The sequence below is a fragment of the Kitasatospora sp. NPDC056138 genome, from assembly GCF_042264695.1.
Taxonomy (GTDB): Bacteria; Actinomycetota; Actinomycetes; order Streptomycetales; family Streptomycetaceae; genus Kitasatospora.
Window position 1 is genome coordinate 19,587 of sequence record NZ_JBHJVK010000032.1, and the last position, 11,840, is coordinate 31,426.

General features: G+C 73.6%; 9 protein-coding genes. All 9 read left to right on the top strand.

Annotated features, from left to right (window positions below):
* Positions 1–453: 453 nt before the first annotated feature.
* The 9 genes from ACFC1R_RS20155 (at position 454) to ACFC1R_RS20195 (ending at position 11,776) form a co-directional block, all read left to right on the top strand.
* The gene (locus tag ACFC1R_RS20155) at positions 454–4,089 is read left to right on the top strand and encodes a ribonuclease E/G (protein ID WP_375940380.1); all 3,636 of its coding nucleotides are present in this window, start codon (positions 454–456) and stop codon (positions 4,087–4,089) included.
* Between the two features lie 227 nt (positions 4,090–4,316).
* Positions 4,317–4,634: a 50S ribosomal protein L21 gene (rplU, locus tag ACFC1R_RS20160; RefSeq protein WP_375940382.1), complete on the top strand. Its 318-nt coding sequence runs from the start codon at positions 4,317–4,319 to the stop codon at positions 4,632–4,634.
* Positions 4,635–4,646: 12 nt separating this feature from the next.
* A complete protein-coding gene (gene rpmA, locus ACFC1R_RS20165) occupies positions 4,647–4,904 on the top strand; it encodes a 50S ribosomal protein L27 (protein ID WP_375940384.1) in 258 nt (85 codons plus the stop codon).
* A gap of 113 nt (positions 4,905–5,017) precedes the next feature.
* Positions 5,018–6,490 (top strand): GTPase ObgE, encoded by a 1,473-nt coding sequence (obgE, locus tag ACFC1R_RS20170; RefSeq protein WP_375940386.1) that lies wholly within the window; start codon positions 5,018–5,020, stop codon positions 6,488–6,490.
* Between the two features lie 133 nt (positions 6,491–6,623).
* On the top strand, positions 6,624–7,760 hold the full coding sequence (gene proB, locus ACFC1R_RS20175; protein WP_375940388.1) for a glutamate 5-kinase: 1,137 nt from the start codon (positions 6,624–6,626) through the stop codon (positions 7,758–7,760).
* 86 nt (positions 7,761–7,846) lie between these two features.
* Positions 7,847–8,368: a hypothetical protein gene (locus ACFC1R_RS20180; protein WP_375940392.1), complete on the top strand. Its 522-nt coding sequence runs from the start codon at positions 7,847–7,849 to the stop codon at positions 8,366–8,368.
* Positions 8,369–8,629: 261 nt separating this feature from the next.
* Entirely contained in the window at positions 8,630–9,946 is a 1,317-nt protein-coding gene (locus ACFC1R_RS20185; RefSeq protein WP_375940394.1) for a glutamate-5-semialdehyde dehydrogenase, read from the top strand.
* Positions 9,947–10,018: 72 nt separating this feature from the next.
* Positions 10,019–10,645 (top strand): hypothetical protein, encoded by a 627-nt coding sequence (locus tag ACFC1R_RS20190; protein ID WP_375940396.1) that lies wholly within the window; start codon positions 10,019–10,021, stop codon positions 10,643–10,645.
* A gap of 69 nt (positions 10,646–10,714) precedes the next feature.
* Positions 10,715–11,776, top strand: a complete 1,062-nt coding sequence (locus ACFC1R_RS20195) for a hypothetical protein (protein ID WP_375940398.1) — start codon at positions 10,715–10,717, stop codon at positions 11,774–11,776.
* Positions 11,777–11,840: the final 64 nt, after the last annotated feature.

Here is an 11,840-nt window from a genome sequence, read left to right on the forward strand (position 1 = left end):
TCCGCCTAGCGGGAGGGGAACGGGGCCCGGAATCCGGGCCGAGGTTCTCCTGGCCCCCGCGGCTCCCCAGGGGAGCGAGCGTCGTCGCACGCAGGCCAGCTCCTTGCGGCCTGCCGACCCCGATGGTCGGCGGGCCCGAGGGTCCGCCGTCCTTGCCCGTCACCGGGCAGGGGGCACACCCCAGCCTTCGGCCGGGGGACCCCCGCCCAGCCCACCAGGCTGGGGGAGAGCGGACCGGCTGCCTGGACAACCTGAGAAGACTGGTCAGACCAGAAGACTTTCGACACCCCGCAACGTGCGGGGCGCCGAGCGAGACTACGAGCCCCTGTGCGGCTCCGTGTCCGTACGGCGACACCGTGGAAGTCGGCCCGCCATTACCGCGGCCGACCGGAAGAGCGGTGCCGCGCCGTGCCCGGAAGCGGAGCCCGGGGGCCTGACGGGAGATCCACCCGCATGCTCGATAACACCGAACCGCAGCAGTCTGCCGCACCGGGCAGTGCCGAGGCCGACGGCTCCGCCGCACCTCCGCGCCGCCGTCGCCGGGCGGTGTCCCGCCCGGCCGGTGCGCCGCAGGGCGCGGCCGCCGAGACCGCCGAGACCGTGCTGCCGGCCGAGACGCCCACCCAGCCGTCGGCCGGGGAGACCCCCGCGCCCGCCGAGGCGCCCGCCGCCGAGCCGGTGGCCGAGAAGCCGGTGCGGGCCCGCCGTACCCGTAAGCGCGTCGAGTCCCCGGCCGGTGCCCCCGAGGCCGCCGAGGTCGTCGTGAGCGTTCCGGAGACCCCCGCGCCCGCCGAGGCGCCCGCCGCCGAGCCGGTGGCCGAGAAGCCGGTGCGGGCCCGCCGTACCCGTAAGCGCGTCGAGTCCCCGGCCGGTGCCCCCGAGGCCGCCGAGGTCGTCGTGAGCGTTCCGGAGACCCCCGCGCCCGCCGAGGCGCCCGCCGCCGAGGAGGCGGCCGCCGCGCCCGCGCGCCGTCGTCGCGCCCGCCGGGTGGTCGAGCCCGCGCCGGTCGCCGTCGAGGAGACCGAGGAGCAGCCGGAGGAGGCCGCCGAGGCCCCCACCGCCGTCGTCGTGGCGGCCCCGGCTCCGGTCGAGGCGCCGAAGGCCGAGCCGATGGCTGAGGAGCCGACGTCCGCCCCCCGGGCCCGTCGTCGCGCCGTGCGCCCGTCCACCGCGATCTTCCAGGCCCCGGTCTTCCAGGAGCCGGCGCCGTTCACCACCCCGGCTCCCGCTCAGGCCCCGGCCCCGGCCCCCGTGCAGGCCGCGGCCCCGGCTGCTCCGCCGGCCGTCGAGGCCGAGGAGCCGCACGACGACGAGTTCGAGTACAGCGGTGTCGGCCGTCGCCGTCGCGTCCGCACGCCCGTCCGGGTGAGCACCCCGGCCCGGGCCGGCCGCCCTGCTGCCCGCGCCGCCGCGAAGCCCGAGCCGGTCGCGAAGCCGGAACCGGTCGCCAAGCCGGAACCGGTCGCCAAGGCCGAGCCGGTCGCGGTCGAGGAGCCGGCCGAGGAGGCCGCCGTCGCCGCAGGTCCCGAGGCCGAGGGCGAGTGGGAGGACGACCGTCCGTCCCGCCGTCGCCGCCGGGGCGGCCGTCGCCGCCGCCGTGGCGAGGCCGAGGAGTTCGAGGCCGAGTCGGCACAGGCCGAGGCCGAGCAGCCCGTCGAGGAGGAGGCTGCCGCCGAGGCGGAGGAGGAGGACGAGGACGACCTGGCCGCGGGCCTGAGCTCCTCGCGCCGTCGTCGTCGCCGCCGTCGCCGGACCGGTGAGGCGGGCGTCGAGATCGCCGCCGAGACCACCGAGGACGGCGTCCGTACCGTGGTCAAGGTGCGCGAGCCGCGCCGCCGCTCGACCGAGCCCTCCTTCGACCCGGACGAGGTGCAGTCCATCAAGGGCTCCACCCGCCTGGAGGCCAAGAAGCAGCGCCGCCGCGAGGGCCGCGAGCTGGGCCGCCGCCGGGTGCCGATCATCACCGAGGCCGAGTTCCTGGCCCGCCGGGAGTCGGTCGAGCGCGTCATGGTGGTGCGCCAGAACGGCCAGCGGACCCAGATCGGCGTCCTGGAGGACGGCGTGCTCGTCGAGCACTACGTCAACAAGGAGCAGGCCACCTCGTACGTCGGCAACGTGTACCTGGGCAAGGTCCAGAACGTGCTGCCGTCGATGGAGGCCGCCTTCGTCGACATCGGCAAGGGCCGCAACGCGGTGCTCTACGCCGGTGAGGTCAACTTCGGCGCGCTGGGCGGCCACGGCGGCCCGCGCCGGATCGAGTCCGTGCTGAAGTCCGGCCAGTCCGTGCTGGTGCAGGTCTCCAAGGACCCGATCGGCCACAAGGGCGCCCGCCTGACCAGCCAGATCTCGCTGCCCGGCCGCTACCTGGTCTACGTGCCCGAGGGCTCGATGACCGGTATCAGCCGCAAGCTGCCGGAGAACGAGCGCGCCCGTCTGAAGCAGATCCTCAAGAAGATCGTCCCGGACGACGCCGGTGTCATCGTGCGCACCGCCGCCGAGGGCGCCAGCGAGGACGAGCTCACGCGTGACGTGCAGCGCCTGCAGGCGCAGTGGGAGGAGATCCAGAAGAAGGCCGCCACCGGCAACGCCCCGGCGCTGCTCTACGGCGAGCCGGACATGACCGTCCGGGTCGTCCGCGACATCTTCAACGAGGACTTCACCAAGGTCATCGTCAGCGGCGGCGACGCCTGGAACACCATCCACGAGTACGTCTCCCACGTGGCCCCGGACCTCACCGAGCGGCTCCAGAAGTGGACGTCCGACGTGGACGTGTTCGCCACGTACCGGATCGACGAGCAGCTGATGAAGGCGCTGGACCGCAAGGTCTGGCTGCCCAGCGGCGGTTCGCTGGTGATCGACCGGACCGAGGCGATGGTCGTCATCGACGTCAACACCGGCAAGTTCGTCGGTCAGGGCGGCAACCTCGAAGAGACCGTCACCCGGAACAACATCGAGGCGGCCGAGGAGATCGTCCGGCAGCTGCGGCTCCGCGACCTCGGCGGCATCATCGTGATCGACTTCATCGACATGGTGCTGGAGTCCAACCGCGACCTGGTGCTGCGCCGTCTGCTGGAGTGCCTGGGCCGGGACCGGACCAAGCACCAGGTGGCCGAGGTCACCTCGCTGGGCCTGGTGCAGATGACCCGCAAGCGGGTCGGCCAGGGCCTGCTGGAGTCCTTCTCCGAGTCCTGCGTGCACTGCAACGGCCGCGGCGTGATCGTCCACATGGATCAGCCGCACACCCACGGCGGCGGCGGCGCTGCCGCCGTGACCGGCGAGGCCCTCCCGGGCGCCGGCAAGCGCCGTCGCCGGGGCAAGGGCGGCGCCGGGCAGGAGGAGGCGCAGGCCGAGCTCCAGGCGGTCGAGGCCGCTGAGGCCGTCGAGGCCGTCGTGGCCGAGGCCGAGCAGCCGGTCGCGGTCGAGGAGGCCGCCGAGCAGCTGGAGATCGTCGTCCCGGCGCCGGTGGAGGCCGAGGCCAAGCCGAGCCTGGTCGAGATCCCGGCCGCCCCGGCCGCGGCTCCGGCCGCCCGTCCCCGCCGCCGTGCGGTGCGCAAGGCGACGGCCCCGGCCGGTACGCCGGGCGAGGCGGAGATCGTGGTGCTGCAGGCTCGTGCCGAGGCTGCGGTCGAGGCCGCCTTCGCCGCGGCCGAGGCTGCCATCAAGGGCGACGTCGTCGAGGCTCCCGAGGCTCCTGAGGCCGCCGGGACTGCCGAGGTCGCCGAGGCACCCGCTGCCGCCGAGGCCGCACCCGAGGTCCCGGTCGAGGCCGTGGTGGAGGAGGCCGCTCCCGCGGTCGAGGCCGCCGCCGAGGTCCCGGCCGAGCTTCCGGTCGAGGCTGAGGCCGCTGCCGAGACCCCGGCCGCTGCCGAGACCGAGGTCGAGGCCGAGGTCGAGGCACCCGCGCCGAAGAAGCGCGCCGTCCGCAAGACGGCCGCGAAGAAGACCACGAAGACCGCAGCGAAGAAGACCACCGCCGCCAAGACCACGGCGGCGGCGAAGAAGACCACCGCCCGCAAGACCGCGACCAAGCGGACCAGCGCGGCGGCCAAGAAGGCGGCAGCCGCCGAGAGTGATGGCGCGGCTGAGTGAGCCCACTGCCCGGGGGCGGCGCTTCGGCCCGCCCCCGGGCACGTACGGGGTCCGGTTTGCCCCTGTGGCGGCTGGTCCGTATTCTTGACCCTCGGCGTGTCTAACGCCATGCTCCCGAGCACATCACCTCCCGAACCTCCGCCAGGAGGGCCGGGAGAGGCCCCTGTGTCCGTACCCAGGCGGCTGGCATCGAGAGTTCCGCACCGAGTATGGAAAGCAGGTACCGCATGTACGCGATCGTTCGCGCCGGCGGCCGCCAGCACAAGGTCGCCGTCGGCGACGTGCTGGAGATTGACCGCATCGACGCCAAGCCGGGTGACTCGGTGGAGCTCTCGACCATCCTGGTCGTCGACGGTGACTCCGTCACCTCCGACCCGTGGGTGCTCGGCGGCGTGAAGGCCCACGCCGAGGTCGTCGACCAGACCAAGGGTGAGAAGCTCGTCATCCTGCGCTACAAGAACAAGACCGGCTACCGCCGTCGTCAGGGTCACCGCCAGCAGCACACCGCTGTGCGCATCACGAGCATCGACTCCGTCAGCAAGTAAGGGGATAGCGAGATGGCACACAAGAAGGGCGCAAGCTCTACCCGTAACGGCCGTGACTCGAACGCCCAGCGCCTCGGCGTGAAGCGCTTCGGCGGCCAGGTCGTCAGCGCCGGCGAGATCATCGTCCGCCAGCGCGGCACCCACTTCCACCCGGGTGCCAACGTCGGCCGTGGTGGCGACGACACCCTGTTCGCGCTGACCGACGGCGCCGTGCAGTTCGGCAACCGTCGTGGCCGTCGTGTCGTGAACATCGTGGCCGTCGAGGCCTGAGTTCTCTGACACTGCGTCAAGACTCTCTGTGAGGGGTGGACCGGAATGTTCCGGTCCACCCTTCATGCTTTATCGCAGGACACCTTTTCTTATCTCGCACTGGAGGCACACCAATGACCACCTTCGTGGACCGCGTCGAGCTGTACGTCGCCGCGGGTAACGGGGGCCACGGCTGCGCCTCCGTGCACCGGGAGAAGTTCAAGCCGCTCGGCGGGCCCGACGGCGGCAACGGTGGTGAGGGCGGCAGCGTCATCCTCACCGTCGACGCCAACATCACCACCCTGCTCGAGTACCACCACTCGCCCAAGCGCAAGGCCACCAACGGCAAGCCGGGCGCGGGCGGCCACCGCACCGGTGCCACCGGCGAGGACCTGGTGCTGCCCGTGCCGGACGGCACCGTGGTGCTGGACAAGCAGGGCAACGTGCTGGCCGACCTGGTCGGTCACGGCACCAGCTTCGTCGCCGCCGCCGGTGGCCGGGGCGGCCTGGGCAACTCCGCGCTGGCCTCCGCCCGCCGCAAGGCCCCGGGCTTCGCGCTGCTCGGCGAGCCCGGCGAGTCCCGCGACATCGTCATGGAGCTCAAGTCCGTCGCCGACGTGGCGCTGGTCGGCTACCCGAGCGCAGGCAAGTCCTCGCTGATCTCGGTGCTCTCGGCCGCCAAGCCGAAGATCGCGGACTACCCGTTCACCACCCTGGTCCCCAACCTCGGCGTGGTCACCGCCGGTGAGACGGTCTACACCGTCGCCGACGTCCCCGGCCTGATCCCGGGTGCCAGCCAGGGCAGGGGCCTGGGCCTGGAGTTCCTGCGGCACGTCGAGCGCTGTTCGGTGCTGGTCCACGTGCTCGACTGCGCCACCCTGGAGCCGGGCCGCGACCCGCTCACCGACCTGGAGACCATCGAGGACGAGCTGTCCCAGTACGGCGGTCTGGAGGACCGGCCGCGCCTGGTCGCGCTCAACAAGATCGACGTCCCGGACGGCCAGGACATCGCCGACCTGACCCGCGCCTCCCTGGAGGAGCGCGGCTACCGGGTCTTCGAGGTGTCCGCCGCCTCCCGCAAGGGTCTGCGCGAGCTGAGCTTCGCGATGGCGCAGATCGTCGCCGAGGCCCGTGCCGCCAAGCCGATCGAGGAGGCCACCCGGATCGTGCTGCGGCCGGCGGCCGTGGACGACGCCGGCTTCACCGTCCTCGAGGAGGAGGGCGCCTACCGGGTGCGCGGCGTCAAGCCGGAGCGCTGGGTCCGCCAGACCGACTTCTCCAACGACGAGGCCGTCGGCTACCTCGCCGACCGCCTGGCCCGGCTCGGTGTCGAGCAGGAGCTGTGGAAGGTCGGTGCCAAGGAGGGCGACACCGTCATCATCGGCCCCGACGAGAACGCCGTGGTCTTCGACTGGGAGCCGACCATGGCCGCCGGTGCCGAGATGCTCGGCCGCCGTGGCGAGGACCACCGCTTCGAGACCCAGCGCCCGGCCGTCGACCGCCGCCGCGAGAAGCAGAAGGGCCGGGACGCGGCCGAGGAGGAGTACCTGGCCTTCGAGGCGCTCTCCAACAGCCGCCAGGCCATCGAGGGCGACGAGGACTACTGAGTCCGCTCCTCGGGTGAGTCCACGCCTCGGGCCTGCCTGGTCCACGGGCTGAGTGACGTTACGGGCCCGCTGCCGGATCGCGTACATTACGATCCGGCGGCGGGCCCGCCGCATGCACCAGCGGAGGCAAGTGATGACCGTTTCGACACTGCGTCAGGAGGTCCTGACCGCACGGCGGATCGTGGTCAAGGTCGGCTCCTCCTCGCTCACCACCGCGGCCGGCGGCCTGGACGCCGACCGGGTCGACGCACTGGTGGACGCCCTGGCCAAGGCCCGTACCGGCCCGGACGCACCGGAGATCGTGCTGGTCTCCTCGGGGGCGATCGCCGCCGGGCTGTCCCCGCTCGGCCTGGAGAAGCGGCCCAAGGACCTGGCCCGCCAGCAGGCGGCCGCCAGTGTCGGCCAGGGCCTGCTGGTGGCCCGCTACACCGCGTCCTTCGCCCGGTACGGCGTGCGGGTCGGCCAGGTGCTGCTGACCGCCGAGGACGCGAGTCGGCGGGCGCACTACCGCAACGCGTACCGGACCCTGGATCAGCTGCTGGCGATGGGCGCGATGCCGATCGTCAACGAGAACGACACCGTGGCCACCGCCGAAATCAAGTTCGGTGACAACGACCGGCTGGCCGCGCTGGTCGCCCACCTGGTCCGGGCCGACCTGCTGGTCCTGCTCTCCGACGTCGACGGCCTCTACGACGGGGACCCCAGCAAGCCCGGCACCAGCCGGATCGCCGAGGTCGGCGGCCCGCACGACCTGGACGGCGTCGAGATCGGCACCGCGGGCAAGGCCGGCGTCGGCACCGGGGGCATGGTCACCAAGGTGGAGGCCGCCAGGATCGCCACCGGCGCGGGCATCCCGGTGGTGCTCACCGCCGCCAGCCAGGCCGCCGACGCGCTGGCCGGCCGTCCCACCGGCACCCTCTTCCTGCGTACCGGCAGCCGTTCCGCCGACCGGCTGCTCTGGCTGGAGCACGCCAGTACCCCCCGGGGCGCCCTGCAGCTGGACGCCGGGGCGGTCGAGGCCGTGGTCTCGGGCGGGAAGTCGCTGCTGCCGGCGGGGGTCACCCGGGTGGACGGGGACTTCACTGCCGGTGATCCGGTGGACCTTCTTGGCGAAAACGGCCACATCGTCGCCCGTGGGCTGGTCAACTTTGATGCGAGGGAGTTGCCCCGTCTGCTCGGCCGGTCCACCCGGGAACTGGCCCAGGAGCTCGGCGCCGCCTATGAGCGTGAGGTCATCCACCGCGACGACCTGGTCATCCTGCGCGGCTGACCGCCCGTGGGGGCCTGCGTGCGGCCCAGGGGCGGCTCCTGCCAGGGGGAGGGCCGCACGCGGTCGGCGCGGTCGGCCCGGACACGATGCCGAACAGGAGGCCGTCGGTGGGACGCACGCGCGGAGCGCTGCCCGAAGAGACGCCCCAGCGGAGGCTGACCAGCATCGCGGGCGGCCGGACCGAGGGTGGTCCGGTGGAGGAACGACCCGACACCGTAAGGGAGTTGAGCCGGAAGGCGGGCGCCGGAGAGCGCCTCGAGGCGGAGCAGGCCAGACTCTGGCACGTGGTGCTCAGCGTGGCCGGGCAGGTCACACCGCTGGCCGAGCTGCGGGTGGCGCTCGAACGACTGGCGCACGACCACTCCTTCTTCCTGACGGCCCGCTACGCGGCCGACCACGCCGAGATCCGCTACTGGGAGCAGGCCCGGGACCTGCACGACGCGGCGGCGATCGCCCTGCGGCTGTGGGGCGAGCACAAGGTCTCGGCGAACTTACCGCCGTGGGAGATCGTCGGCCTGGAGGTCGTGGACCGGCCCACCTACCACAAGCGGGTGGCGGAGGGCTTCGGCGATCCACCACCGCAGCTGGGCGGGGTGCACCCGTACTGAGCGGTGGCCGGCGGCAGCGCCCGGGGCGCGGGGAGCCGCGCGGGCAGGCCGGGCCCGGAGAGCGGGCGGCCCGGCGTTCCCGGGCCGGGGCCGGGCTGCCCGCTCCGCAGGGCCAGCCGGGGTGAGGACCTTCCGCTCCGCGTGGCTCCCCGCCCAAGGGGGACGCCCGGCGGTGCCGAGGGGTCGCCCGGCTGCGGCCGGCCGTCTCAGCGGTCGGCACACGGATCGGGTCGGGCCCGCGCAGTCGCTACCCTTTCTCGCATGAGCAGCGACCACGCCACCACCGACAGTCCCGTCCTCGCCGTTGCGCGCCGAGCCCGTGCGGCGGCCGCCGTGCTCGCTCCGCTGCCGCGCCGGGCGAAGGACGCCGCGCTGTCGGCGATCGCCGATGCGCTGGTGGCCCGGAGCGCCGAGATCACCGCGGCCAATGCCGAGGACGTCGCCCGCGCCCGGGAGGCGGGCACCGCCGAGTCGGTGATCGACCGGCTGACGCTGACCGAGGAGCGGATCGCCGCGATCGCCGCCGACGTGCGGAGCGTGATCGGCCTGCCCGACCCGGTGGGCGAGGTGGTGCGCGGCTACACCCTGCCCAACGGCCTCGACGTCCGGCAGGTCCGGGTGCCGCTCGGTGTGGTCGGCATCATCTACGAGGCCCGGCCGAACGTCACCGTGGACGCCGCCGCGCTCTGCCTGAAGTCCGGCAACGCCGTACTGCTGCGCGGCTCGGCCTCCGCCTACCGCTCGAACACCGCACTGGTCGCGGTGCTGCGGGACGCCGCGGCCGCCGCCGGGCTGCCCGCGGACGTGATCCAGCTGGTCCCGGGCGAGAGCCGGGACTCGGTCCAGGAGCTGATGCGCGCCCGCGGCCTGGTCGACGTGCTGATCCCGCGCGGCGGCGCCTCGCTGATCCGCACCGTGGTGGAGGGCTCCACCGTGCCGGTGATCGAGACCGGGACCGGCAACTGCCACGTCTACGTGGACGCCGGGGCCGACCTGGCGATGGCCGTCGGCATCCTGCTCAACTCCAAGGCCCAGCGGGTCAGCGTCTGCAACAGCGCGGAGACCCTGCTGGTCCACCAGGACATCGCGGACGTCTTCCTGCCCCTCGCCCTCGACGCCCTGGCCGGGGCCGGGGTCACCGTGCACGGCGACGAGGCGGTGCTGAAGGCGGCCGAGGGCGGCCGGGCCACCGTCGTCCCGGCGACCGAGGAGGACTGGGAGACGGAGTACCTCTCCTACGACCTCGCCGCCGCCGTCGTGCCCTCGCTGGACGCCGCGGTGGACCACATCCGCCGCTGGTCCTCCGGGCACACCGAGGCGATCGTGACCACCTCGCAGGCGGCCGCCCGCCGCTTCACCCAGCTGGTGGACTCGACCACGGTGGCCGTCAACGCCTCCACCCGGTTCACCGACGGGAGTGAGTTCGGTTTCGGTGCGGAGATCGGCATCTCCACCCAGAAGCTGCACGCCCGGGGCCCGATGGGTCTGCCGGAGCTGACCTCGACCAAGTACATCGTCACTGGTGACGGGCACGTGCGCGGCGAGCGGACGCAGACCGTGGGCTCCGCCGAGGGCTGAGCCCGGCGGTTCGTCCGAGCCCAACTGACGGGAGCCACAGACAAACGGCGCGCCCGGTAATACCCTGAGTCCGTGGCTGAGGATGTGGGGGGCTCACCGTACCCCGACGGCGCCGACCACGGTGGTGCGGACGACGAGTTCGCCACCGTGGTACTCGACGAGGCTTTCGTCCGGTCCGCCGCCGTGCACGAGCCGAGCGCCAGGGAACGCCAGCTCGCCGCCGCCGAGGCGAGGTTCGAGCCGGACACCGGCCTGCTCGGCCGGGGCTACGAGCCGACCGTCAGCGGGGAGGGGCTCCCACTGGAGCTGCGCCCGCACCCGAGCAGTCTGGACGACGACCGCCTCTACCCTGACCCCTGGTCAGCCCCGGGGCGGGCCGGGCGGGCCGCCCGCTGGCGCCGCCAGACCCGGGCCTTCGGGTACGACCCCGGTCGGCCCGCCCGTGGCCGGTACGTCGCGCAGCAGCGCTGGCACCGTCCGGTGGCCTGGGTGCTCGCGGTGGTGATGGTGGTCGGTGTGGCGGCCGTGGCGGTCGCCGCGATCTACCGGGGTGCCGGTGGGGCTGCCGACTCGCCCCGACGCCCCGAGACCGGCACGAGCCGTCCGGAGACCGGTGCGGCCGCCCCCGGGGGAGCCGATCCCGGTGCGACGTCGAGTGCCCCGGTGGGCTCCCCGCCGATGGCGTTGCAGACCGGGTGACGGGCAGCGCCCGGGGAAGTTGCGTCCCAGCCCTCGAAGCGGGTCGCATCCCGGTCTTACTCTGGTGTTATGGGTGACCCGCGCGAACCTCCGGAGGGTACGCCCGACGGAGGTTCCGGAAACGAGGACGAGTACCGGTCCGTCGTGTTCGACGAGTCGTTCGTCCGGGCTGCCCGGATCCAGGAGCTGTCGGCCAGCGAACGGCTCGGCGGTTACTCGCGCGGAGTGCGGCCGAGGTTCGGTTTCGGACAGATCGGTTCGCTGCCCCGGCAGGCGGTGGCGCTGCTGCTGCTCGTCGTGATGGCCTTCGCAGCGGCCGTCTACTTCGGTGTGAGCTCGCCGCGCCGGCTGGGGGTCCAGCCGACCGGCAACCAACTGACCGTCAGTGCGATCGCACTCAGCCCGAGTTCGCCGGTCGCCGCGGTGGCGGACCCGAAGAACCCGTTCGCCGGGCTGCCCTCCGGCTACGGAGACGGCGCGGCCGGGCTCGGCACCCCGGCCGGCGCGGCCACAGCCCATTTCACCAGGGTCGAGGTCACCCGGGCGCTGGACACCGTCCAGCACTTCCTGGTCGCATCCTCGATGGACCCCGCCACCCTGGTGCAGGCGGAGACGGGGGCGGTCCGCGCCCTGGTGACACCCGGCGAGCAGGCGCAGTACGACCAGAGCCTGAGCTCGCCGGGCGACGACCAGCACCACGCCGCCACCGGCTGGCTGGTCCGCTTCGACCCGGCCGGGGTGGCGCTGGCCGTCGACTCGGTCAAGGTCGCCGGCAGCATGAAGGTCACCGAGGCGGACAGCGGGACGCTGGAGATCGACACCGACCACACCTTCGTCTACGCCCTGCGGACCGCCGGGACGGACACCTCCGCGCCGGTGAGCCTGTTCAGCGTCCGCCGCGAGCTGCGGTTCGAGTTCGACCACACGGACATCGGCGCGGCCAGGGTGCGGCTGGTCGACTCGGTCCTGCAGGCCGGGCCCACGGCGTGCGGGGTGCAGCTGGCCGACCACCTGCAGCCGCTGCTGGCCGGGCAGTCGGCCGGCGCGCCGCCCGCGGTGAACCCGGCGGACCACTCGGTGCCGGCCTGGCAGCTGTGCGGGGCGCTCGCGCCGATCACCGCCGAGCACTGACGCCCGGCCCCGCCACCGGATCCCGCCATCGGGCACCGGCAGCTGACCACAGGGCCCTGACCAC

Bases quoted from the DNA above. Each gene is read 5' to 3' on its own strand.
- ACFC1R_RS20180 (WP_375940392.1), top strand. From the start codon at position 7,847: ATGCCGAACAGGAGGCCGTCGGTGGGACGCACGCGCGGAGCGCTGCCC.
- proB (WP_375940388.1), top strand. From the start codon at position 6,624: ATGACCGTTTCGACACTGCGTCAGGAGGTCCTGACCGCACGGCGGATC.
- obgE (WP_375940386.1), top strand. From the start codon at position 5,018: ATGACCACCTTCGTGGACCGCGTCGAGCTGTACGTCGCCGCGGGTAAC.
- ACFC1R_RS20195 (WP_375940398.1), top strand. From the start codon at position 10,715: ATGGGTGACCCGCGCGAACCTCCGGAGGGTACGCCCGACGGAGGTTCC.
- ACFC1R_RS20185 (WP_375940394.1), top strand. From the start codon at position 8,630: ATGAGCAGCGACCACGCCACCACCGACAGTCCCGTCCTCGCCGTTGCG.
- rplU (WP_375940382.1), top strand. From the start codon at position 4,317: ATGTACGCGATCGTTCGCGCCGGCGGCCGCCAGCACAAGGTCGCCGTC.
- rpmA (WP_375940384.1), top strand. From the start codon at position 4,647: ATGGCACACAAGAAGGGCGCAAGCTCTACCCGTAACGGCCGTGACTCG.
- ACFC1R_RS20155 (WP_375940380.1), top strand. From the start codon at position 454: ATGCTCGATAACACCGAACCGCAGCAGTCTGCCGCACCGGGCAGTGCC.